At 33.8% G+C, this 23,734-nt stretch carries 21 protein-coding genes; 19 read left to right on the top strand and 2 right to left on the bottom strand.

Going from position 1 to position 23,734, the window contains the following annotated elements; translation table 11 throughout:
• Positions 1–80 precede the first annotated feature (80 nt).
• Positions 81–575 carry an acyl-CoA thioesterase gene (locus tag COJ46_RS00565; RefSeq protein ID WP_098565592.1) on the bottom strand — a complete coding sequence of 165 codons (495 nt, stop codon included), beginning with the start codon at positions 573–575 and terminating at the stop codon, positions 81–83.
• A gap of 366 nt (positions 576–941) precedes the next feature.
• Between COJ46_RS00565 and COJ46_RS00560 the strand changes: the two genes are divergently transcribed.
• The 14 genes from COJ46_RS00560 to celB all read left to right on the top strand — a co-directional run bounded on the left by COJ46_RS00560 (position 942) and on the right by celB (position 19,411).
• A complete protein-coding gene (locus COJ46_RS00560; RefSeq protein ID WP_097978220.1) occupies positions 942–3,473 on the top strand; it encodes a vitamin B12-dependent ribonucleotide reductase in 2,532 nt (843 codons plus the stop codon).
• Between the two features lie 229 nt (positions 3,474–3,702).
• A complete protein-coding gene (vanR, locus tag COJ46_RS00555) occupies positions 3,703–4,401 on the top strand; it encodes a vancomycin resistance response regulator transcription factor, VanR-F/VanR-M family (protein ID WP_097978221.1) in 699 nt (232 codons plus the stop codon).
• Complete coding sequence (locus COJ46_RS00550) at positions 4,394–5,506, top strand: HAMP domain-containing sensor histidine kinase (protein WP_098565591.1); 1,113 nt, start codon at positions 4,394–4,396, stop codon at positions 5,504–5,506. The genes vanR and COJ46_RS00550 overlap by 8 nt, the downstream gene beginning before the upstream one ends.
• Before the next feature lie 102 nt (positions 5,507–5,608).
• Positions 5,609–6,520 carry a VanY-A/VanY-F/VanY-M family D-Ala-D-Ala carboxypeptidase gene (vanY, locus tag COJ46_RS00545; RefSeq protein WP_098565590.1) on the top strand — a complete coding sequence of 304 codons (912 nt, stop codon included), beginning with the start codon at positions 5,609–5,611 and terminating at the stop codon, positions 6,518–6,520.
• A complete protein-coding gene (locus tag COJ46_RS00540) occupies positions 6,517–7,068 on the top strand; it encodes a VanZ family protein (protein WP_098565589.1) in 552 nt (183 codons plus the stop codon). Before vanY ends, COJ46_RS00540 begins: the two co-directional genes overlap by 4 nt.
• A gap of 256 nt (positions 7,069–7,324) precedes the next feature.
• On the top strand, positions 7,325–8,803 hold the full coding sequence (locus COJ46_RS00535; protein WP_097978225.1) for a protein adenylyltransferase SelO: 1,479 nt from the start codon (positions 7,325–7,327) through the stop codon (positions 8,801–8,803).
• A 225-nt stretch (positions 8,804–9,028) separates the two neighbouring features.
• Positions 9,029–9,949: a DMT family transporter gene (locus COJ46_RS00530; protein ID WP_097978226.1), complete on the top strand. Its 921-nt coding sequence runs from the start codon at positions 9,029–9,031 to the stop codon at positions 9,947–9,949.
• 159 nt (positions 9,950–10,108) lie between these two features.
• Positions 10,109–10,447 carry a hypothetical protein gene (locus COJ46_RS00525; protein WP_097978227.1) on the top strand — a complete coding sequence of 113 codons (339 nt, stop codon included), beginning with the start codon at positions 10,109–10,111 and terminating at the stop codon, positions 10,445–10,447.
• 7 nt (positions 10,448–10,454) lie between these two features.
• Positions 10,455–12,707, top strand: coding sequence for a glycosyltransferase (locus COJ46_RS00520; protein WP_097978228.1), 2,253 nt, complete (start codon positions 10,455–10,457; stop codon positions 12,705–12,707).
• A 49-nt stretch (positions 12,708–12,756) separates the two neighbouring features.
• Complete coding sequence (locus tag COJ46_RS00515; RefSeq protein WP_097978229.1) at positions 12,757–14,523, top strand: LTA synthase family protein; 1,767 nt, start codon at positions 12,757–12,759, stop codon at positions 14,521–14,523.
• Positions 14,524–14,679: 156 nt separating this feature from the next.
• Positions 14,680–15,393 carry a spore cortex-lytic enzyme gene (gene sleB, locus COJ46_RS00510; RefSeq protein ID WP_097978230.1) on the top strand — a complete coding sequence of 238 codons (714 nt, stop codon included), beginning with the start codon at positions 14,680–14,682 and terminating at the stop codon, positions 15,391–15,393.
• Positions 15,394–15,409: 16 nt separating this feature from the next.
• Entirely contained in the window at positions 15,410–16,750 is a 1,341-nt protein-coding gene (gene ypeB, locus COJ46_RS00505; RefSeq protein ID WP_097978231.1) for a germination protein YpeB, read from the top strand.
• Positions 16,751–17,766: 1,016 nt separating this feature from the next.
• On the top strand, positions 17,767–18,072 hold the full coding sequence (locus COJ46_RS00495; RefSeq protein ID WP_069035316.1) for a PTS sugar transporter subunit IIB: 306 nt from the start codon (positions 17,767–17,769) through the stop codon (positions 18,070–18,072).
• Positions 18,073–18,094: 22 nt separating this feature from the next.
• Positions 18,095–19,411 (top strand): PTS cellobiose transporter subunit IIC, encoded by a 1,317-nt coding sequence (gene celB, locus COJ46_RS00490; RefSeq protein WP_097978232.1) that lies wholly within the window; start codon positions 18,095–18,097, stop codon positions 19,409–19,411.
• Here the strand turns inward: celB and COJ46_RS24825 are convergent.
• Complete coding sequence (locus COJ46_RS24825) at positions 19,400–19,528, bottom strand: hypothetical protein (protein WP_286133633.1); 129 nt, start codon at positions 19,526–19,528, stop codon at positions 19,400–19,402. The genes celB and COJ46_RS24825 overlap by 12 nt on opposite strands.
• A gap of 142 nt (positions 19,529–19,670) precedes the next feature.
• Between COJ46_RS24825 and COJ46_RS00485 the strand changes: the two genes are divergently transcribed.
• From COJ46_RS00485 to COJ46_RS24250, 5 genes are all read left to right on the top strand, one after another.
• Entirely contained in the window at positions 19,671–19,991 is a 321-nt protein-coding gene (locus tag COJ46_RS00485) for a PTS sugar transporter subunit IIA (protein ID WP_097978233.1), read from the top strand.
• Between the two features lie 18 nt (positions 19,992–20,009).
• The gene (locus tag COJ46_RS00480; RefSeq protein ID WP_097978234.1) at positions 20,010–21,341 is read left to right on the top strand and encodes a 6-phospho-beta-glucosidase; all 1,332 of its coding nucleotides are present in this window, start codon (positions 20,010–20,012) and stop codon (positions 21,339–21,341) included.
• Positions 21,338–22,045 carry a chitin disaccharide deacetylase gene (gene chbG / locus COJ46_RS00475; protein WP_097978235.1) on the top strand — a complete coding sequence of 236 codons (708 nt, stop codon included), beginning with the start codon at positions 21,338–21,340 and terminating at the stop codon, positions 22,043–22,045. Before COJ46_RS00480 ends, chbG begins: the two co-directional genes overlap by 4 nt.
• Before the next feature lie 166 nt (positions 22,046–22,211).
• Positions 22,212–23,471 (top strand): helix-turn-helix domain-containing protein, encoded by a 1,260-nt coding sequence (locus COJ46_RS00470; protein ID WP_098565587.1) that lies wholly within the window; start codon positions 22,212–22,214, stop codon positions 23,469–23,471.
• The gene (locus COJ46_RS24250) at positions 23,468–23,620 is read left to right on the top strand and encodes a hypothetical protein (protein WP_176522634.1); all 153 of its coding nucleotides are present in this window, start codon (positions 23,468–23,470) and stop codon (positions 23,618–23,620) included. The genes COJ46_RS00470 and COJ46_RS24250 overlap by 4 nt, the downstream gene beginning before the upstream one ends.
• Positions 23,621–23,734 lie beyond the last annotated feature (114 nt).

The raw sequence follows: 23,734 nt of genomic DNA, 5'->3' as shown, positions 1-23,734 counted from the left end.
GCTTGCAATCAGTCTGAAAATCAAATTTAATGTAGTTTGTAGACAAACTAAAATGGGAACGACATTGGTCGTCCCATTTTTTATTTTTTGTAAAAAAAGTCTGCTAATTCCTTGCTTTTAAGTCTTCTATTTTTACGGATTTTAGCGCGTTCTTCTCCGCCTTGATATAAGAATTTTTCTTCCTCGGTTTCGGGAAAAATTTGTGGAACTTTAACTAAATTTCCATCTTGATCCAAGGCAACAAAAGTTAAAAAGGCAGTTGCTGCGATTTTCTCTTCACCCGTTTTTAAGTTTTCTGCAGTTACTTTAACGAATACTTCAAACGATGAGGTACCAGTCCAAGTTACATAACTTTCGAATGCAACCGAATCTTTCATCGTGATCGGGTGAAGAAAGTCAACTGAATCAGTTGAAGCAGTTACGATTGAAGATCGGCAGAATTTCATTGCTGAAATACTTCCGATAATATCTAAGTCATTCATTAATTTTCCACCAAATAAAGTGTTATGACTATTTACATCATTGGGAAGAACTAAATTTGTTCTAATGACTCTTGTTTCATTACAAGTTACCATGTGATTTCTCCATTCTTTAATATCTATAAATTGTACACTATTTAATAAAGAAATTAGCATACTTAAATAAAAAAATTATATGAACAAACTTTTCATTGAAGGATATTTATGTATAAGGAATTCTTGTAGTTGTTTTTAAACATCCCGTACTAAAAATTTATATTTGTCAATGAAATTTGTAGGAAATAGCGCAAATTTAAATAAGTTTATTTCAGTCGTTTACATTGACTTTTACTTCTTAAGTCGGTATATTTATATCTTGTTGAGACGGGATAAATACTACATATGGGTGTTAAAAAGAAAGAGAACACCTATATATCGATATATGGTAAAATCGATATAATCTTTTGCGAGGAGGAACAGGTGATGATAAATACAATAATTGATGCTGAATTACCTGCGAATATACAGAAATTAAATCAAGACATAATGCATTTTCCAATGATTACACCTATTAATCCAAAGATGCATAAAACAACATTTAAAGGTGTATCTAGAACGGTTATGTTAGATCGATACGCATTTAAAGATATTAAGCTTGTTACATTAGGTGTAGGTGACCTAGTTGTACTAACATATAAGGATGATCCAAAGTTTCCTCGTCGTGGTTATGGTGAAGTAATTGCTATTGACAATAGTCAGGAAGAAGTAACTGTTCAATTAGATTCTCAGTTTGAAGACGGAGCACTCATTACAGTTGCATTTAATAAAGTAGACAAACCACTTGAAATCTTCTACGAACAAATTGCAGACCGTGTTGCACGTGGGCTTGCATCTGCAGAAACTCCAGAAAAATTCTCCGAAGTAAAAGAGATGTTTTATGAAATTTTAGCTAACAAAACTTTTGTACCAGCGGGACGTGTTTTGGCTGGTGCCGGTACAGGAGCTTCAACAACATTCTTTAACTGTTATGTAATGCCTCATATTCACGATTCTCGTGATGGGATTGGTGAACACCGTAAGAAGGTAATGGAAATTATGTCACGTGGTGGTGGCGTTGGAACAAACGGATCAACTTTACGTCCTCGCGATGCAATTGTTTATAGTGTGAATGGACGCTCAAGTGGATCAGTTTCTTGGTTACATGATTTATCTGAATTGACAAATTTAGTTATTCAAGGTGGTTCAAGACGTGGTGCGCAAATGATTATGATGAACGTCAACCATCCTGATATTGTAGAGTTCATCGTATCAAAGAACCAAAATCCAAAGGTTTTACGCTATATTGCGCAAACAACAAAATCGAAATTAATTCGTGAAGAAGTAGAGCGTAAATTAAAGTTCGAACCAATTAGTGCAACTGAAAAAGCAGCTTATGAAGCTTTAATTCATATTGCAACAATTGAAGGGAAATTAAATACACCTGAAATAGAACAGGCAAAAGAACTGCTTAATGACGGTGGTAAGTATTCAGTTCACAACCCTGAGTTTTTAACTGGTGCAAATATATCTGTGTGTTTAACTGATGATTTTATGGAAGCAGTTGAAAATGATGGAGAATACAAGCTTCAATTCCCTGATTTAGAAAACTATGACGATGAAATGCGTTTAATTTATGATCAAGAATGGCAGGAATGTGGAGATGTACGTGAATGGGCTGCACGTGGATATGGTGTACGAACTTACCACACAATAAAAGCAAAAGAACTTTGGGATTTAATCAATGTTTGTGCAACTTATTCTGCTGAACCAGGCATCTTCTTCTTAGATAATGCAAACAAAATGACAAACGCTGTATCTTATGGTCAAAAAGTAGTTGCAACAAACCCTTGTGGAGAGCAACCACTTGCGCCATTCTCTGTTTGTAATTTAGCAGCTGTTAACTTAGCCGAAATGACGGAAAATGGTAAAGTTAACTGGGAAAAATTAAAGCGAACTGTTCAAATCGGAACGCGAATGCAAGATAACGTAATCGATGCAACGCCGTATTTCCTAGAAGAGAATACGAAGCAAGCAAAAGGTGAACGTCGTATCGGATTAGGTGTGATGGGGTTACATGATTTACTAATCCGTTGTGGGCTAGTATATGGATCGGAAGCTGGCAACAAACTAGTTGATCAAATTTTTGAAGTGATTGCAACTACTGCTTATAAAACTTCAATTGAATTAGCGGAAGAAAAGGGAGAATTCCCATTCTTATCGACTTTTGAAGATGGACGCGAACGATTTATTAACTCGGGATATATGAAGAAAATGCCTGAAGAAATTCGTGAAGCTGTTTTAGAAAGTGGCATTCGTAATTCACACTTATTAACAATTGCTCCTACAGGAAGCACAGGAACGATGATGAATGTCAGCACTGGACTTGAGCCTTATTTTAACTTCGTATACTTCCGTTCAGGACGTTTAGGTAAATTCATTCCAGTTGTAGCTGATATCGCACTAGAATGGTTAGAAGCAAATGGATATGAAGTAACTGAAGAAAATGTTTATGAGATGATTGAACATCTTCCTGAACAATTTGTCGGAACAATGGACCTTTCTCCAGAGGCGCATGCTGATGTACAATGTATTATCCAAAGATGGATTGATTCTTCAATTAGTAAAACAGTTAATGCTCCTAAAGGTTATTCTGTTGAACAAGTAGCAAAAGTGTATGAAAGATTACACAAAGGTGGAGCAAAAGGCGGAACTGTTTATGTAGATGGTTCACGTGACGCCCAAGTATTATCGCTTACGAATGAAGAAAATGATTTTACAAATGTAGAACTAGAAACAATTGAAAATAGAAATGATGCAACGACAAACGATACTGATGAAACTGCTCAAGTTAAAACAGGTAACGTAGGTGTAGAAAACGGAGACACTTGTCCAATCTGCCTAGCTGGTACTGTAGTTGAACATGGTGGTTGTAATACTTGTGATAATTGCCAAGTACAGTTGAAGTGTGGAATATAAAAGTAAGTGAAGAAATACCTCTTTAGATGTGAAGATCTAAAGGGGTATTTTTTTATGACTTTAAGAATTTTGAAAAAGTTGCCTTATTCCAAAATGGACCATATTCTTGAAGAATAAGAGGAAATAATAGAAAATAATACAGAGTCTAAAGTTTATTGGAGAACTAAAGCTAGTATATTTAATAGGATAATCATCCACTGGATGTAACGATAAATAGGAGGAGAATAAGATGAAGCCTATATCTATTTTAATAGCGGATGATGAACAGGAGATTGCTGATCTGATCGCCTTACATTTAGAAAAAGAAGGGTATCAAGTTATTAAAGTTTCGGATGGACAAGAGGCTGTTCATGTCGTCGAGACCGGGTCAATTGATTTGTTGATATTGGATATAATGATGCCAAAAATGGATGGATATGAAGTAACTCGGCTCATTCGCGAGCGGCATAATATGCCAATAATTTTTTTGAGTGCTAAAACATCTGATTTCGATAAAGTACAAGGACTAGTTATTGGAGCAGACGATTATATAACGAAACCATTTACCCCCATTGAATTGGTTGCACGTGTGAATGCTCAATTGCGGCGCTTTATGAAGTTAAACCAACCGAAAGTAGATGATCATAAAGTTCTCTTGGAATTTGGTGAAATAATGATTTCTCCTGATCAACGGACAGTTTTGCATTATGGTGAAAACATCGAGCTAACACCGAAAGAGTTTGATATTTTGTATTTATTAGCCAGTCATCCAAAGAAAGTTTTTAGTGTAGAAAATATTTTTCAGCAGGTTTGGGGTGATGCATACTTTGAAGGTGGTAATACGGTAATGGTACATATTCGCACCTTGCGGAAAAAACTCGGCGAAGATAAGCGAAAAAATAAGCTAATCAAAACGGTTTGGGGAGTGGGGTATTCATTTAATGGATAAAATAATACGCAGTTTTCGCTCCAAAATCATCGTATTATTTGCTTTAAGTATGACTCTGGCTGGTATTATAACTTACATAATTTTTAAAGGATTACAGCTTTATTATCACACGATGGTTCGTTATGGTGATCCCTTGGCCCAGCTTCGTCGATTCATACAGAGTATCGGAGACGTTAACTTCTTTCTATTTCTATTTATCCCACTTTCGATATTGTTTTTCTATTTACTCACTAAGCCCTATTCAACTTATTTTAATGAAATATCAAACGGAATTCATAATCTTGCACGTGGCAACTTTCAACATCGGGTTTCGATCCAGTCAAATGATGAGTTCGAAGATATTGCTCAAGCAATTAATCTAGCAAGTGAAAAATTAGAAGAGGCAGTACAAAGAGGCGATTTTTCAGAAAACAGTAAAGAACAATTAGTTGTAAATTTGGCACATGATTTGCGTACTCCACTAACTTCTGTGTTAGGTTATTTAGATTTAATCCTTAAGGATGAGAAGCTAACTAAGGAACAAGTCAAACATTTTTTAACCATTGCCTTTACTAAATCTCAGCGTTTAGAAAAACTGATTGATGAGTTATTCGAAATAACTAGAATGAACTATGGCATGTTACCTCTTGTAAAAAGGCAAATTAATTTAAGTGATTTACTTTTTCAACTAAAAGAAGAATTGTACCCTGTCTTCGAGAAAAATAATTTGAGCGCTCGAATGAATCTTTTGCCCAATTTACCTATTTTGGGTGATGGAGAGATGTTAGCTCGTGTGTTTGAGAATCTTTTAACCAACGCAAATCGATATGGATATGATGGTCAGTTTGTAGATATTAACGGGTTTGTTGATGGGCAAGAAGTGATTGTTCAGGTTGTTAATTATGGGGATTGTATTCCTCCGGAGGAACTTCCATATCTTTTTGATATGTTTTATACCGGTGACAAAGCACGAACTCTTCAAGAAGATAGCACAGGTCTTGGTTTATTCATTGCAAAGAATATTGTGGAGCAACATAATGGAACAATTACGGCCGAAAGTAGTATAATCCGGACTGTATTTGAAGTTCGATTACCGCAGGAAACTATCCCAATTGCCCAAGTTTAAATGTTTCATAAAGAATTTAAGAAAAATTTAAAGTTTACCCCACTTTTTATTTAAAAAGTTTTTCCTATTCTAGAATTAATCAGTATTAGGAGGAACGTGAAAATGAAGAAGTGGGGATTTTTAGTTGCTTTAGTAATTTGCCTGATTTTTACATTCGTTAATAAAGAAACGTCGCTTCAAGATCAAGTAGAGATTCAAACATATAAAAAAATTAACAATGCACAGTTAGATAACAGTGAGATTTCAGAAAATTTCCAAACGAAGGCCATTACAAAAGAACAGGTCTATAAAGGAAACTTAGTCTTAATAAACAAAAAATATCCTGTGCACAAGGAAAGTATAAAATCAGATGTTGTAAACTTATTCACTCACAAAGAATTGAAAAAGGGATACGAATTGCTTGATACGAAAATTGAATTGTCAGAGGATGTTGCCCGTAAATTTTCGAAGATGATCGTTGATGCTAGAAAAGAAGGAGTTCGTCATTTTACAATTAATAGTGGCTTTCGAGACTTTGATGAGCAAAATGCACTTTATCAAGAAATGGGATCAGACTATGCCTTGCCTGCAGGCCGTAGTGAACATAATTTGGGTTTATCACTTGATGTAGGATCTACCAAAATGAAAATGAATGAGGCACTTGAAGGTAAGTGGCTAGAAAATAATGCTTGGAAATATGGCTTTATCATACGCTATCCAAAGGATAAAACGGCAATTACAGGCATTCAATATGAACCTTGGCATATTCGCTACGTTGGATTGCCGCATAGTGTGATTATGGAGGAAAAGAATTTTACTTTAGAAGAGTATTTGGATTTCTTAAAAAAACAAAAGTCTATTTCTACTAATATTAATGGCGAAAAATACGAAATATCTTATTACCCTGTTACTAAAAATACGACCATTCATGTGCCTACCAATCTTCGTTATGAAATATCAGGCAACAATATGGATGGTGTGATTGTGACGGTTAACAGCTCAACAAATACTAAGGAGGATAGCTTAGCAGAATGAAAATAATCAAATTAATGAACAAAATTTTTGTTTCAGCACTATTTGTCTTTTATATGTATGCATTAATTAAAGTCATTCTATTTAAATTCCGCTGGAGAGATCTATCCTTTCTTTTGTATCAACTTCGGAATAATCTCGGGAATCCTGCTAATCTCATAAACGAATTGAAAATGGGAAATCTTGTCCCATTTAAAACGATATTCATTAATATTCAGAGTCTATCATCTTGGCCTGATTTTAGTAATTTAGTTGGGAATATCGTAGCATTCATCCCATTTGGAATGTTTCTTGTTCTATTATCTAAAAATAGAGGGATGTCATTCATAAGCGTATTAGTTAGTTCTTTGAGTTTTAGTTTATGCATAGAAAGCTTACAGGTTGTTTTTTCTCTAGGGATTTTTGATGTGGATGATCTAATTCTAAATACCTCTGGAGGATTGCTTGGCTATTGTGTTATCAAGCTTTGTGATAAGGTTTATACTAAACTTATCATAAATACATCAAGTAGTGTCCAGGATAGAGAAATTGTTGATAAACAGGAATTTTAAAATTGAAAAAGTTTGAACCGGACGACTACACGGGATACGATACTAGTAACGGCTGCTGTAGAGTAGTCGTTATTTTTGTTAAATGAACTAAATGAAGATATGCCTTTTTCATTCAATGTTAGAATATATTGAAGTTGTGGGTAGACACTAACCAGAGGAATGGATTGTGAAAATAAAATCATAGTAAATCTATGGTTTTTTTGTTATATGTAGAGAGTAAATAAAAAAAAAGAAAAAAGTGGAAAAGGGGGATAAGATGACTCAGAGAAATGTAAAAAATGATGCAGGATGGAATTTTGATAATAGTTATTCAAAATTACCGGAATTCTTTTTTGCTACTCAAGACTTAAATCCGGTAAGTTCACCGAAATTGGTTGTTCTAAATAAACCAGTGGCCTTATCACTTGGTCTAGATGTTCAATCACTTCAAAGCGAAGAAAGTGTAAATGTTTTTGCCGGGAATCAAGTGCCAGAGGGTGGATTGCCACTTGCCCAAGCATATGCAGGGCATCAGTTTGCACACTTTAATATGCTAGGGGATGGAAGAGCATTATTACTAGGTGAACAGATCACTCCAAAAAACGAGCGATTTGATGTACAACTTAAAGGTTCAGGTAGAACACCTTATTCACGAGGTGGAGATGGTCGTGCAGCACTTGGCCCGATGCTTCGCGAATACATTATTAGTGAGGCGATGCATGCACTAAAGATACCAACAACACGAAGTCTTGCTGTTGTAACGACAGGTGAACAAATCCAGCGTGAAACTCGATTACCTGGGGCAGTTATGACCCGAATTGCTGCTAGTCATATTCGTGTTGGTACGTTTCAGTATGTTTCAAGATGGGGTAGTGTGAATGAACTTCAAGAACTTGCTGATTATACAATCAAAAGGCATTATTCGGAAATTGACCTAAATGATCCAAATCGATATCTTTCATTACTCCAAGGGGTCATTAAGCGCCAAGCTTCCCTAATTATCAAATGGCAATTAGTTGGTTTTATACATGGTGTAATGAACACTGACAATATGACAATAAGTGGTGAAACAATTGACTATGGTCCATGTGCATTCATGGATGCGTACGATCCAGCAACTGTATTTAGCTCAATTGATCTCCGCGGTCGTTATGCATATGGAAATCAACCAAAAATGGCTGGCTGGAATCTTGCCCGATTTGCTGAAACATTATTACCTTTATTGCATGATGATCAGGAAAAAGCTTTAGAAATAGCTCAGAATGCAATTTCAGAATACCCTATTATTTATGTTGATAATTGGATTACAGGCATGAGGAAAAAATTAGGAATATTTAATGAAGAAGAACAGGATAAGTCATTAATTGATGAGTTACTTGAAATAATGGAAAAGTATAAAGCAGACTATACGAATACATTTAGAGCATTATCATATGGTAATCAAGATGAACTACCATTGTTTACTTCATCTGAATATAAACAATGGGAGAAGCTGTGGCAGGAGAGGTTGAGTAGACAATCAGAATCAAAAGAAGCTTCTCTTCAATTAATGCGAGACAACAATCCGACCGTAATCCCAAGAAATCATCGCGTAGAAGAAGCTTTAGAAGCAGCGGTAGAGAACGGAGATTATACCGTGATGGAGAAATTGCTTAAAGCACTTTCTAATCCTTTTATTGAATCGATAGAACAGATAAATTATTGTACACTACCTCCTGATCCGGATCGTCCTTATCAGACTTTCTGTGGTACATGATTGTATTCTTATATTTTTTATAGTACAAATACTACCTTTTTCTAGGGTAGTATTTATTTTTAAGTAAAACGAGGAACATATTTTTAGTGAATCTGAGCATACACTTTGAATAAATCTTAAAAATTTACTATATTAGAAAAAGTAAATTAAAAGTTTTCTAAAATTAATTTAAGAGGGGAACTTTCCCTCTTTTTATATTTAGGCCAGTAGAAAGAAGTGGGGAAGTTGAAGAAGCAACAAATTTATATCATTTTATTTTGTATTATGGTGGTATGGGGATTTAATGTAATTGCAACAAAAGTTCTAGTAGAGAACTTTATGCCAGTTACGATGACAGCTATCCGTGTTTTCACTGCTGGAGTAAGTGTTTTTATTATTTTATTTTTAATAAAAAAAGTTCGTTTGCTTACTAAGAGAGAGTTCGGGTATGTATTTTTTGCGATGCTATTGAATGTAGTTGCACATCATTATTTTTTATCTATCGGTCTATCTCAAACTTCAGCATCAAACGGGGGCCTAATTCTTGGAATGGGGCCGCTTTTAACAGCCTTATTGTCGGTTTTCTTTTTAGGAAGTGTAATGAACTTTGTAAGAATTTTAGGCGTTTTATTTGGTTTTGCAGGTGTTGCTTTTATTGTTTTCCAGAGCGGTGGAGGTTTTCATGGTGTTTCGCATGGAGATTTTTATGTGTTTTTAGCAATCTTAGCTCAAGCATCAAGCTTTGTTTTAATAAAAAAAGTTTCGAAAACATTAGATCCAAGATTAATGACTGGATATATGCTAGTAATGGGTTCGATTATTTTATTCGGAATTAGCCAAATACTTGAACCAGGTGGAATGGCTAGTATGGTGCATCATTCAGTAGGGATTTGGGCGGTATTTTTTGCATCAGCAGTTGTTGCAACAGCTATGGGGCATATGCTATATAATTTTGCTCTTGGAAAGGTTGGCACAACAGAGGCGGCTATATTTTTAAATTTAAATCCATTCTTTTCACTTATTGGTGCGGTATTATTTTTAGGTGAAAAAATTGTTTTAACTCAAGTAGTCGGATTTATTTTAATTTTAATAGGTGTGTTGTTTGGTTCAGGAGTATATGAAGATGTAACTCGCAAATTTAAAAGGGATAATCAAATCCAATTCTAATTTCAATATAGTAAATGTTTCAAAAGACAATTTACCGATAAGGTGATTGTCTTTTTTTTATCTTAAGAAATCATTACTAATTCATCATTTTATGAAAAAAAACTGCTTTTTTAGGGCATATTATTAAGTATTCAAGCTATTAGGAAGGACTCATCAAAGATGACAATCGATCCAAGAACTCATTCATTAAATGCAGAAACAATTGAGAATGAATTAGAAATACCTAGTTGGTTTATAAAATTAAACAAGTTTAAATCTAATTTAAATAATTTGGACATAGAGTCTCAGTTTTATGAACAATTCTTAACCTTATTAATTAATGAAGAAACAGCGTTAGAGTTGCATTATAAAAATATAAAGTATATTGAAAAGCTAGAGAATGAAATTCAAATAATGGAAGAACGGTATCGAAAAGTAATGCACTCAAAGCTTGGCAGATTAATTCAGTTTTATTGGAAAGCTAAAAGATGGCTTTTTAGAAAGATAAGAGGTTGGTGAGTAGGTTTTGAACAAGTTTGAAATTCAGCAAAGACTAGAAGAAATTGAAAGAATAAAGATCGAAATTTACCAACGAATGAATAAGGAAATCCCGGAAGACTTAATATTTTCAAAATATCATTTTAAAAAATTAATAAACGGTATTAGTGTAATCATCCCAACATACAAAGGTGAAAAAGTGATAAAAAAATGTATTGAATCACTAAAAAATCAAACTTTATCACCAAAATATTTTGAAGTGATCTTTATTATCAATGGAGAAAAAGATCTAACCGAAGAGATATTGATCAATTTCATTAAGGAACATGATATTAATCATTTCAACATTCTTCATTCAGAAGAAGCTAGTGTTTCAGCTGCAAGAAATTTGGGAATTCAACAAGCATCAAAAAAATACATTACATTCTTGGATGACGATGATTATATTTCACCTAACTTTCTTGAAAAACTATTCAATCATGCTGATGAAGAATCTGTTGTCATTTCACAAGTTGTGGACGTAGATCTAGAAGGTAATAGTAATCCTAATAATCCTGTTAATTCCCAAATTAAAATAGCGTTAGATGCTAAAATTTATACTTATACTGATTTAAATAGTGTTTTAACAATGAATGCTTGTAAATTGATACCAACAAAGAAAGTAAAAACCCAACGCTACGAACTCGGATTAAAAAGTGGAGAAGATGTAGTGTTTTTTACTAAATTGTTTGCTTTACATCATTTTCATTTAAAGATTGTTCCATTAGAAGAGCAGGCAATTTATTATCGAGTTTTAAGAGATAATTCAGTTTCTAGACGTAAAAATTCATTTGAGTTTAATGTAAAAGAACGTTTGGAAGTCATGAAACATCTTGATGTTTTACTAGGAGAAACGAATAGTCCTACAATCCAACAATTCATTAAAGGAAAAATACATGCTCAATATGGCTTTATAGACAGGTATATTAACAATAGCAATGAATTGAGAGAAACAGTAATTGAAGAAGTAAATAAACACAGTTTCGTCTATTTCCCTTATTTTAAGCTATACAATGGAGAGACGCGTTCTTTAATTATTTCTTATTGTTTTCCACCATATGTTGATACAAGTGGTACAGTAATGGCTAAACGTATTATCGAAAATAATGAAGTGGTAGACGTAATTTATAATAATATGTCGAAGGTAAGGGAAACTGATTATCGACAAAATGCAATGGTGGATGGTTTTATAAATAATCGGATGGAAATATCATCTACTAGTAGCTTTAAACAGTGGAAATCAATGAAAGACTTTATTAAAAAATCCCTTAAGGAAATTAAATTGAAAGAAAAAAGAAATGGTACATACCATAAAATTTATAGCCGAGCACTATGGCCTGCTTCACACTTTTTAGCGTTTGAGTATAAATTAAAAAATCCAAAGGCAAAATGGGTTGCAGAATTCTCTGATCCGATCCTATTAGATATTCATGGAAATGAACGGAAGTCAGCAATTATTGATTTAGGGTTTTATAAAAAAGTAAATGCACTTTTAAAGAAAAAAAACTTCCCACTAGCATTAAATAACAATATGTTTTTTTGGTGTGAATATATTGCTTATGCATTTGCAGATGAAATTGTTTTTACAAATGAAAATCAATTGAAATATATGTCTGAAATGTTCCCATTGAAAGAAATGAAAGAAGTAATTTTAAATAAAGCTAGAATTTGTAATCAACCGACATTACCGAAGCAATATTATCACGTTAAAGCAAGTAAATATAGAATTGATGAAAACAAGGTAAACCTAGGGTACTTCGGAACGTTTTATCAAACGAGGAAATTAAATGAAATAATTGAGGGACTTAAATTAACGAAACCTGATTTAAGAGATAAAATTAAACTTCATGTATTCACTTCAGATCCAAAATCGCTTGCTAATGAACTATCGGGAGAAATAATTGAAAAACATGTAAAAGTAAATCCATACGTTAACTTTTTAGAGTTTTTAAATTTTACAACAAAATTCGATTGTCTAATTGTTAATGATGCATTTACGAAGGATTATAAAAATATTAATCCATACTTACCTTCTAAGTTGAGCGATTACAAAGGTAGTGGGAATAATATATGGGGAATTTTTGAAGAAGGCAGTGTTCTCAGTAGATTTGAAACAAAATACAAATCTGAAATTGGCGATATTGAAGGTGCTACTAAAGTGTTTGAATCATTAGTTACGGAGAAATTAATTCAACAATTCAACAAACTTGATGAAGCATTACCGAATGAGAAATTAATGTGAAAAAATAAACAAAGTTAATGATAATAATTTTGTAAAGGGTAGATTCTTCATGATTAAAAAGAGTTTTAATTTGCTAGGACCAATTCTAATCGGATTGGTCTGTAGCTATTTACTTGTTATTTGGTCTCATAATTATTTGTGGAAGAACAATGTAAATCTTTATCAGAATTGGATTATCACGGATTTTTTTAAGTGGAACTTTATGATTGTGTCAGTTGTTGTTTCAATACTAGTAATTGGACTTTCTGTACTAGGCTTTAATGTTTGGTGGATTTTAATTACGATTGTAGGATCAATTGGGGTTTTTTCATATGCATTATCAGAGAAAATAAAATATACTGGAGAGCCGTTTCATCCAAGTGATTTATTTTTCCTGCGTGACCCAATCGTCTTTTTACAATTTTCTAAGCTCCCATTTCTTCTTAAATGGGGAGGGCTAATTGGAATCATAACATTTCTTTTTTTAGGAACTTTCTTTGCCTATAAAAAATGGAGAAATGCTACTGCAAGGAAAAATAGTCTACGTTTTTTACTAATCGTATTACTTGGGGTCTTTTTTACATTTGGTTCAAAAGAAGGCTATGCTTATTTTGTAAAAAACTCAAATGTAAAATATATACCTTGGAATTACGAGACTAGTGTTGAAAGATATGGTATGTATCCAGCATTTTTAGTAACTTATGTAAATAGCAAACGTGAAGAACCTAAAGTATCTAATAAAGTAAAAAATGAGGTCATTAAAGAAATCAATTCTTTAAAACCACTTTCTAAACCTAAACAATTACCAGATATTTTAGTGATTCAAAGTGAGGCATACAGTATTCTAGATGACATGAAATTAAAATGGAACACTGATCCAAATGCACCTCTTCGCTCTATAAATGAAGGTATTCATGGAACTCTAATTAGTAATACATTTGGAGGACGGACGGCTAACGAGGAGTTTGAAGTATTAACTAGTCTAAAATTAAAACGTAAATTCGAAGATCGCACACCATACCAAGAAGGTAAAATGGGGAATAGACTTTCACCTAGTTTCATTCGAGATGTTAGAAACTTTGGTATGGATACAATAGCCCTTCATCCATTTAAAACATCATTTTTCAAACGAAAAGAAGTATATCCTAATATAGGATTTAATCAGTTCTTGTCAGAAGCAGATTTATCTTCTTGCCAAAAATTTGGTTCCTATTTATCAGACGAGTGTAGCTCGAAAAAAGCATTATCTCTAATTAATAAAAAAGGGAGTCAATTTGTATTTTTTGTGACAATGCAAAATCATTTTGATTGGCGTAAAGGTCATTTTCCTGAAGAAAACATGAGAGTTAGTGGAGTACCTATGGATGAGGAGTTAAAAGGAAAAGTGGAGAGTTATGCAAGTGGTATCTATAAAAGCGGCAATTCTCTTGTTTCAGTATGGCAAGAAATAAAAAAACGTAAGAATCCAACCATCGTCCTTTTTTATGGTGATCATCGTCCAACATTTGGTGATAAAAAGGCAACATACGAGCATTGGGGAGCACCAGTGGAGAAGAGTGAAGGAGAAGATTGGTATAATGAAACACCGATGTGGATTTGGAGTAATGACAAAAGTACAATGGACAAGATTAGAAACTATTCGAAGCCATTTTTAGAAAAAGGAAATCTTAAATTAGAATCCTACGAAATTGCCCCCCTTCTAATGAAAGTTCTAACAAACGGTCAGATTGAACATTCATGGTATGATTGGGTACTTGAAAATCATTCAAATGATATTTGGGATTGGGTAATCTATGATCGAGTATATGGTGATGGTATAACCTTTAATAAAAAGTAAAAATGGGGCCAAAAGGTCCCTTTTTTATTGGGTAAAAAACTGACTTGTTTTTAGACTTCGGAAAGAAATCATATTGCATTTTCAAAAGTATTTACATAAATTGGTGGTTCTTGAAAAAAATACAAAAAGAGATAATTATACTTTAGGAGGTTTGAGATGAGGAAACTAGTTTTCTTAAAAGGTCCTTTAATATTACTAATCGTATTTTTTAGTTTCTTTTGTAATGTTCAACTTAATAGCGTAAATGCGTTTACAAGCCAAGTCCTTCAAATGGGTGCTACAGGAGAAGATGTTATTGAATTACAGTCTCGTTTAAAATACAACGGTTATTACACTAGCAAGGTCGATGGGGTATTTGGATACAACACATATTGGGCGGTTAGGAATTTCCAAAATAATTTCGGAATGCCTGTCGATGGAATTGTTGGAGCTAAGACAAAAGCGATGCTCGTAAAAGCTACAAAATATGAAAAAGGTGAAAATGCAGGTGCTGGATCAAATGTTCCGAATGGTTATTCGCAAAATGATATTCAGCTAATGGCTAATGCAGTTTATGGTGAATCACGTGGTGAACCATATATCGGACAAGTAGCAGTTGCTGCAGTAATTCTGAATCGCGTTAGCAATCCATCGTTTCCAAACACAGTGTCAGGTGTTATTTTTGAGCCGGGTGCATTTACGGCAGTGTCTGACGGACAAATTTATTTAACTCCAAATGAGACGGCCAAAAAAGCTGTTTTAGACGCTGTAAATGGTTGGGATCCTAGTGAAAGTGCACTTTATTATTTTAATCCAGACACAGCGACAAGTGCTTGGATTTGGAGCAGACCACAAATCAAACAAATTGGTAGACATATATTTTGCCGATAAGAAAGGAGTGTTTTAAGTGATTAAGGAAGCTGCAATAGGCGTGTTAGCAATTGGACTTATCGGAACATCATACTGGGGTTATACAGAGCATAAGGCTAAAAATGAAATAAATATCCAGGCAGAAAACAACTATCAACGGGCATTTCATGAACTATCTTATGAATTAGATTTATTACATGATAAAATTGGCGATACTTTAGCAATGAAATCAAAGTCATCCCTCTCTCCAGCACTAGTCGAAGTATGGGGACTAACTTCTCAAGCTAGATCAAACGTAGGGCAACTTCCTTTGAGACTATTACCAGTTAATAAAACGGAGGAATTTCTAACAAATATTGGCGATTTTAGTTATCGAACTGCAGTAAGAGATTTAGATAAAGAACCTTTGACCCAAAATGAATACGCAACACTGCAAAAGTTATATGATAACTCTGCTGAAATTCAAGGTGAGATTAGGAAAGTTCAGCATATGGTATTTGAGAATAAATTACGTTGGATGGATGTAGAGCTTGCTTATGCAAAAGATCAAAATCCGAAAAATAATGTAATTATTGATGGATTTAAGACAGTGGAAAGGAATGTAATGACATATTCCGATGCAAATGCAGATCCTTCACTGACAAATTATAAAGTAAATCGTGCTAGCCTTTCGAATGTGAAAGGAGAAAAAATAACGACAGAGCAAGCGAAGGACATTGCGAAAAAGTTTCTTGAATTAAATAGTACAGCACAAATAAAAGTGGATCTTACAGGTGAAAAATTAGCAGATCGGTATTATAGCTTAGAAATTAGGGAACCAAAAACAAATAGCGAAATTTATATGGATATTACCGAAAAAGGAGGATATCCAGTTTGGGTGATTGATCGTCGAAATATTAAGGCGCAAAAAATCGATTTAAATCAGGCTTCTATTAATGGGCTTAAATTTTTAGTACGTAATAAATTCTCTAATATGGAGCTAACTGAAAGCTCACAATATGATACGATTGGTGTATTTACATATGTAACAAAGCAGGATGGTGTAAGAATCTATCCTGAATCTGTTACGATGAAAATTGCACTTGATGACGGAAGTATTGTAGGATTTTCATCAAGAAATTACTTAGCAGCATATACAAAACGAACGATTTCAAAGCCGAAAATATCGGTTGAAGAAGCGAGAAATAGTGTAAGTTCAAACTTAAAAATAATGGAAGAGCGCAAAGCGATCATTTTAAATAAATTGAATCAAGAAGTACTTTGCTATGAATTTGTAGGAACAAGAGGTAATGACACATATCAAATATTCGTAAATGCGGATACTGGTGTAGAAGAACAGATTAAAAAATTGAATGTCTTAGTCGAAAACTACGACTGAGGCTCATACTTTTTTAACGATGAGGACTTAAGTATGTAACTTAAGTCCTCTTACGCTGGTGAAAAAAAGCCTTATCAATTAAATTACCAAATTTTCGTAAAGGAGTAGAGTGATGTTGATTTCCACTGCAGGATGCTCGCTTTCCATGGGGCGAGATTCTTTCGCCTCCTCGGCGAGAGCCTGCGGGGTCTCAGCCTTCCCGCTTATCCCATAGGAGTCGAGCATCCCTTTTGTTCCAATCAACTTATTCATCAAAAAAAGTCTGCAATAAAATCCTAATTAAATATCCTTTACTAAGAGTATCCAACAGTTGTTTATTAATCAGTTTGTAGGTCAATTAATATCGAACATTAATTAATAAACTAATTAATTGAATTTGTTTTTTTAAAATTAGCTCATTCAATATTTTTAACTACTGAAAAAAATCTTACTAGTGTTATTAAAATCATAAAATTGCTCAAACATATTATAATTTAAAACCATTAAGTGATTACCCAATAAATGATAATTTCATCATTAATAATTGTTCATTTTATATTTAACACGATGAGGACTTAAGTATGGAACTTAAGTCCTCTATTTAATTTTAAGGATTTTCCTAATAATAATGAAGATAAAAAGGAAATGGTTTGAGTTAAACTCATTTCCTTTTTTACTAGATTTAAAAATGGAAGGAATTTCAAACTAGCATTTCAGTTCAAAATACATGGATTATTTATTACAAATGCGAGACTTTTTTCATGTAGTTTAAATGCAAATTCCTGTCAGTTTAGTCTGACAAGTTATCATACTTTAGGCTTGTACAAAGCTTTATTTTAAGCGACTTTAGGAGCAGGAATTTATAGCGTTCAATTAGTGGAAAAATATTTTTTATATTTGTCCTAATGTCCAAAATGGCGAATATATATTTCTTGAGATTAAAATTCTAGAGGGAGAGAGGTAAGGGGTAAATTCTGCTTGTTAGTAGAAGTTTAATTGTATTGTAAGCGTTTCCTTTAGAGAGAAAGGGGGATTAAATGAACATATTATTATGTTGTGCTGCCGGTATGTCTACAAGTTTATTAGTTACTAAAATGGAAGCTGCTGCAAAATCTGAAGGAATCGATGCAAGGATTTGGGCAGTGAGTGCTAATGATGTTAAAAATCATCTTGATCAAGCAGATGTATTACTTGTAGGTCCCCAAGTAAGGTATCTTCTCCCACAATTAAAAAAAGAAGGTTTACAAAAAGGAATACCAGTTGATGCCATCAATCCGGTTCATTACGGGATGTGTAAAGGAGCAGAGGTCCTGAAATTTGCAATCGATTTAATAGGTTCATAATTTCATTTAGGGGTGATTTGTGATGGCCAACTTTACTCAAATGTTAGAAGAGAAAGTAATGCCTATTGCTGGAAAAATTGCAGGTCAAAGACACTTGCAAGCATTACGTGATGGAATTATTTTAACACTGCCTCTTATTATTGTCGGTTCTATTTTCTTAATCTTAGGCTTCTTACCGTTTGATGGATATCCAGATTTTATGGCAAAAACATTCGGTGCCGCTTGGCAAACAAAGCTTCTTTATCCGGTAAGTGCTTCATTTGATATAATGGCGCTCATTGCAGGATTTGGTATCGCATATCGACTCGCTGAACATTATAAAGTAGATGCATTGAATGCTGGTGCGATCTCGATTGCCTCGTTCATTTTATCAACACCATACTTCACAATGTTTACACCAGATGGTGCAACTGCTGCTATTAAAGTAGGCGGAGTACTACCTATGGCGTTTTTAGGAAGTAAGGGTCTGTTTGTTGCTATTATAATCGCGTTGTTCTCAACTGAAATTTATAGATGGGTCATTCAAAGGAATTTTGTTATTAAGATGCCAGAGGGTGTACCACCTAGTGTAAGTAAATCATTCGTTGCATTATTTCCTGCATTTCTAGTTATTTTCTTAGTATGGATCATTCGTTTATTAATTGAACATACACACTATGAAACGCTGCACAATGTCGTTGGGGATCTATTACAAGATCCACTTAGTAGACTTGGTGGATCATTAGCTGGCGCGTTAATTGCCGTATTATTAATTCAATTATTATGGTCAGTTGGTTTACACGGTGCGGCAATAGTTGGTGGTGTAATGGGTCCAGTATGGTTAGCAGCAACTGATGCAAACCGTTTAGCTCTTCAAGCTCATCATGCAATGCCAAATGTCGTTACACAACAATTCTTTGATATCTTCATCTACATGGGTGGTTCTGGAGCAACAATTTGTTTTGCACTTATGATGCTATTATTTGCAAAGAGTCAGCATGCAAAACAACTAGGAAGGCTATCCATTGGACCTGGTATTTTCAATATTAATGAACCAATTACGTTCGGTGCGCCTGTAGTAATGAATCCATTGCTTTTAGTTCCATTTATTCTAACGCCATTAGTACTTGTTGTAACCACATATATAGGAATGAAAACGGGATTTGCTCCAAAAACACATGGTATTGCAATTCCTTGGACGACTCCACCAATTATCGGCGGTTGGCTAGCAACTGGAGGTAACTGGAGAGGCTCTGCAATGCAATTAATTAATCTTGTTATAGCGTTCTTAATTTACTTCCCATTCTTTAGAATGTGGGATAAACAAAACTTACAAACTGAACAAGGCTCACCAAAATAAGAAATGCATAATGTTTAAAGGTGCTTGCCCAGACTTTTGAGAAGCGCTCGCTTTCTTCGTTGCTTCGTCTGCCTGTGGTGCTGCTTCATTACCGTTAATGGTAACTCCGCTCCTCATCAGACTTAGCGCCTCGAAAGACAAGCGCTTTCAATAAGTCTCAGTACTCAGATTATTGATTCTTGGTAAAAACACATGAAGCTTGCCAATAGGCAGGCTCTTGGTATTGTTTTCTTACATTCTAATAAAGGGTGTGATTCTAGTGACAAAAGAAGAATTGTACAACCTTTCCTTTCAGTTAATCTTGCATAGTGGAAATGCGAGAAGTCTTTCAATGGAGGGAATCTATGCAGCAAAAGAAAAGAATTTTGAGCTAGCTTTTGAGAAGCTTGCAGAGGCAGATCGCGAGTTTAGTCAAGCACACCGCTATCAAACTCAATTGATTCAGGCAGAGGCTGGTGGACAAGATTTTGATACGCCAATTCTATTAATTCATGCACAAGATCATTTAATGACAGCAATGACGCTTAAAGATTTAGCAAGAGAGATTATTGAACTGCGGCAAGAAGTAAGCAACCAATAAGAGGAGGGTTTACATAGTATGAGTAAATCGATCAAAATTGCGACAATTGGTGGAGGATCAAGTTATACTCCAGAGCTAGTAGAAGGTTTTATTAAACGGTACGATGAGCTTCCATTACGAGAGCTATGGCTTGTAGATATTGAAGAAGGCAAAGAGAAATTAGAGATTGTTGGTCAATTAGCAAAACGAATGTTTCAAAAGGCAGGTCTTCCTGTAGAAGTTCATTTGACACTTGATCGAAAAGAGGCACTTAAAGATGCTGACTTTGTTACAACTCAATTTCGCGTTGGTTTGTTAGATGCGAGGGCAAAGGATGAAAGAATACCTTTAAAATATGGTGTACTTGGTCAAGAAACAAATGGACCAGGAGGATTATTTAAAGGTTTGCGAACAATTCCAGTCATTTTAGATATTGTAAAAGATATGAAGGATCTATGTCCAAATGCGTGGTTAGTTAATTTTACAAATCCTGCTGGTATGGTTACTGAGGCGGTACTTCGTTACACTGACCATCGAAAAGTAGTTGGTTTATGTAATGTCCCAATCGGAATGGAAATGGGAATTGCCAAATTATTAAAAGTTGAGCATTCTCGTGTACGGATTGATTTTGCTGGATTAAATCATATGGTTTATGGGTTAGATGTATTTGTTGACGGCGAAAGTGTAAAAGATCAAGTCATTGAATTATTAACGAATCCAGAAAACTCTAGTTTTGTTAAGAATATTCAAGGATATGGATGGGAACCTGAGTTTCTTCGTGCTTTAAACGCACTACCTTGTCCTTATCATAACTATTATTATAAAACGCGTGAAATGGTTGAAAAGGATATCAAAAATGCCGAAACTGTAGGAACTCGTGCTGAGGTTGTTAAAAAATTAGAGGATGATCTTTTTGAACTTTATAAAGATCCAAATTTATCAATCAAACCACCTCAGCTCGAAAAACGAGGCGGAGCTTATTATAGTGATGCAGCGGTTCGCTTAATTTCTTCTATTTATAATGATAAAGGTGATATTCAACCGGTTAATACGATGAATAATGGTTCGATTGCTAGTATTCCCAATGACTCAGCGGTAGAGGTAAGCTGTGTCATCACAAAGGATGGGCCAAAACCAATTGTAATGGGAGATCTACCGGTATCTGTAAGAGGGCTCGTTCAACAAATCAAATCATTTGAAAGAGTTGCTTGTGAAGCTGCGGTAACAGGTGACTATGACTTGGCCATTCTAGCATTAACGATTAACCCGTTAGTTGCATCAGATAAAGTTGCAAAGGAAATTGTTGATGAAATGCTAGAAGCACATAAAAAATTTTTACCTCAATTTTTTAAAGAGGTGAAAGTTAAATGATTAAATTAATTGTAAATGCAGACGATTTTGGTTATTCAAGGGGAATTAATTATGGAATAATTGATGCACATAAAAATGGAGTTGTTAACTCAGCTACGATGATGATGAATATGCCCGGCGTAAGTCATGCAGTAGAGTTAGCAAAAGAAAATCCAAGCCTTCAAGTAGGAATCCATCTTGTTTTAACTTGTGGAAAGCCACTTTTAGATGATGTTCCAACACTTGTTAATGGAAATGGTAACTTTAAAAGTAGACATGAATTCTTCGAAAATAAAAATATTTCACTAGATGAATTAGAAAGAGAATGGACTGCACAAATAGAAAAATTTTTAGAATCGGGACTAAAACCAACTCATTTTGATAGCCACCACCATGTGCATACCGTGCCTGAGTTTTTACCAGTCGTACAGAAATTAGCTCAAAAATATAATTTAAGTGCTAGACGCATTTCTGAAAATGCTTTACAAGGAATCGCTCCTTTTACGGATGTTTTTCTTCATGATTTCTACGGGGAAGGCGTGACAGATGACTATTTTGAAAAGATATTAACACGGGTTCAGGACGGTCAATCTGTTGAAGTCATGTGTCATCCTGGGTATCTTGATTACGAGATACTAAACAATTCTTCCTACGCTAAAGATCGAGTAAAAGAGACGCTGGTTTTATCTACTGTTAAACTACCAAAAGAGATTGATTTATTATAGATAATTATTTACTAGCATAGAGTCTGAATTCGACTCTATGTTTTTTTTGGTATATATATATAATTAGAGTTTTATAATCTTGGGAAAAAATGTAAGATGAAATAGGAGTAGTTTTACACTATAATGAATATTAATAATATTAAAATAATATTTAAGGAAAATACCTATGAAAATTGGAAAAATTATTAATTACCATCGAAAAAAACAACAGATGACACAAGAGCAACTATGTGATGGAATTTGTTCAATTTCTCATTTAAGTAAGATTGAGAACAACTCAAAAGAAGTTAATATCGAAACTTTAAACTTATTGTGTATGAAGTTAGGTATATCAGTTGAAGATGAAAAAAATAAAGTTAGTCATATAAAAATAAAACTACAGGAGTTCTATGACGCAATTGAACGACTGCATCATAAAAAAGCAAATACACTCTATCAAGACCTAACGGAATATAAGGAGTTTGTCCAGTATACGGAATTGCTTTATGTATATGAATTATACATGCTAAGGTATACTTTGTTTTTAAATCAGGTCGATTTGGCAGAGCAAATAATTGAAAAAATGGGTCAAAATACGAAGATGTTTTCTGAGTTTGAACTATTTGTTTGGAATGTATTAAATGCAATTTTTAATCATAAAAGGAATAATTTTATTAAATCCTTAGACTTACTAGAAGAAGTAAAAGATTTAAGGAAACTGTATCGAGATGACATAACGGAATATTATTATTTAAAATCCTTAATGCATTGTAGATTAGGACAATCTGCATTAGCAATCTATTTCGGTAATAAAGCCCTAGAAGTTTTCAAAAAAAGGAATAATATTATTAGAATGTTAGATGTGAAAACAATTTTATCAATTCATTTAACTGAAACAGGTGAATATGAAAGAGCAGAAAATTTATTAAAAGAAATACTAGATGATGCAGAATTAATACAAAACACAACAATTGAAGAAATGGCTTGGCATAATTTAGGTTTTTTATATGGTACTCAAAATTTTTCAGAAAAAGCGTTGGAGTGCTATTATAAATCACTTGCATTAATAGAGAAATATACTGAGAGTTATTACCTTACATTAGGAAATATTGCTACTCATTTGCTAAAGCTTCAAAAAAATGAACAAGTTGTGAATATGCTAGAACATGAACTAGAGTCATTCAAAGATACAACAAAATTAGAATATGTGAAATTACGAGTATTATATTTTGAAGCAAAAAACGAAGAGAAGGCATTAATCCGGTATTTAATGTCAGACGGCTTACCAATTATGGAGAAACGCGGTAATCGAATGAAGGTTTATGAATACAGTGAACGAATAGCCGAATATTACCAAAGAGAAGGCGACCCACTTTTAGCTAATAAGTATTTACAAATCAGTTTACATCAAATGAAGAAGACACATAATAAAGGAGTTCTCAGATGAAAAAGAAGATTAAACTTATCGCTCTTTCTCTAGTTATGACTGTGCTGGTGAGTGTAGGAATAAATACGATTCAAAGCCATCATTCGCCAAACAATGAAATTTACGCATTCAATAAGAAGGAAGATGATCCAAAACCTCCAGGAAGTTGATGGTGGTATAAACAAGCACAAGGTTAATTTATTTTCCTTGTGTTTTTTATTTGAATTAAGCCGAGTTCGTAAAGTGTTTGTGACAGATCTTTAACTAAAAATAAGGGATATCTC

The sequence above is a fragment of the Bacillus sp. AFS077874 genome (genome assembly GCF_002566505.1).
Lineage (GTDB): Bacteria > Bacillota > Bacilli > Bacillales > Bacillaceae_G > Gottfriedia.
This window is presented reverse-complemented; position numbering and strand designations above follow the sequence as displayed.

Excerpts from the sequence above, each read along its gene's own strand:
- COJ46_RS00565 (WP_098565592.1), bottom strand. The coding sequence starts at position 575 with ATGGTAACTTGTAATGAAACAAGAGTCATTAGAACAAATTTAGTTCTT.
- COJ46_RS00560 (WP_097978220.1), top strand. The coding sequence starts at position 942 with ATGATAAATACAATAATTGATGCTGAATTACCTGCGAATATACAGAAA.
- vanR (WP_097978221.1), top strand. The coding sequence starts at position 3,703 with ATGAAGCCTATATCTATTTTAATAGCGGATGATGAACAGGAGATTGCT.
- COJ46_RS00550 (WP_098565591.1), top strand. The coding sequence starts at position 4,394 with ATGGATAAAATAATACGCAGTTTTCGCTCCAAAATCATCGTATTATTT.
- vanY (WP_098565590.1), top strand. The coding sequence starts at position 5,609 with ATGAAGAAGTGGGGATTTTTAGTTGCTTTAGTAATTTGCCTGATTTTT.
- COJ46_RS00540 (WP_098565589.1), top strand. The coding sequence starts at position 6,517 with ATGAAAATAATCAAATTAATGAACAAAATTTTTGTTTCAGCACTATTT.
- COJ46_RS00535 (WP_097978225.1), top strand. The coding sequence starts at position 7,325 with ATGACTCAGAGAAATGTAAAAAATGATGCAGGATGGAATTTTGATAAT.
- COJ46_RS00525 (WP_097978227.1), top strand. The coding sequence starts at position 10,109 with ATGACAATCGATCCAAGAACTCATTCATTAAATGCAGAAACAATTGAG.
- COJ46_RS00515 (WP_097978229.1), top strand. The coding sequence starts at position 12,757 with ATGATTAAAAAGAGTTTTAATTTGCTAGGACCAATTCTAATCGGATTG.
- sleB (WP_097978230.1), top strand. The coding sequence starts at position 14,680 with ATGAGGAAACTAGTTTTCTTAAAAGGTCCTTTAATATTACTAATCGTA.
- COJ46_RS00495 (WP_069035316.1), top strand. The coding sequence starts at position 17,767 with ATGAACATATTATTATGTTGTGCTGCCGGTATGTCTACAAGTTTATTA.
- celB (WP_097978232.1), top strand. The coding sequence starts at position 18,095 with ATGGCCAACTTTACTCAAATGTTAGAAGAGAAAGTAATGCCTATTGCT.
- COJ46_RS24825 (WP_286133633.1), bottom strand. The coding sequence starts at position 19,528 with ATGAGGAGCGGAGTTACCATTAACGGTAATGAAGCAGCACCACAGGCA.
- COJ46_RS00480 (WP_097978234.1), top strand. The coding sequence starts at position 20,010 with ATGAGTAAATCGATCAAAATTGCGACAATTGGTGGAGGATCAAGTTAT.
- chbG (WP_097978235.1), top strand. The coding sequence starts at position 21,338 with ATGATTAAATTAATTGTAAATGCAGACGATTTTGGTTATTCAAGGGGA.
- COJ46_RS00470 (WP_098565587.1), top strand. The coding sequence starts at position 22,212 with ATGAAAATTGGAAAAATTATTAATTACCATCGAAAAAAACAACAGATG.
- COJ46_RS24250 (WP_176522634.1), top strand. The coding sequence starts at position 23,468 with ATGAAAAAGAAGATTAAACTTATCGCTCTTTCTCTAGTTATGACTGTG.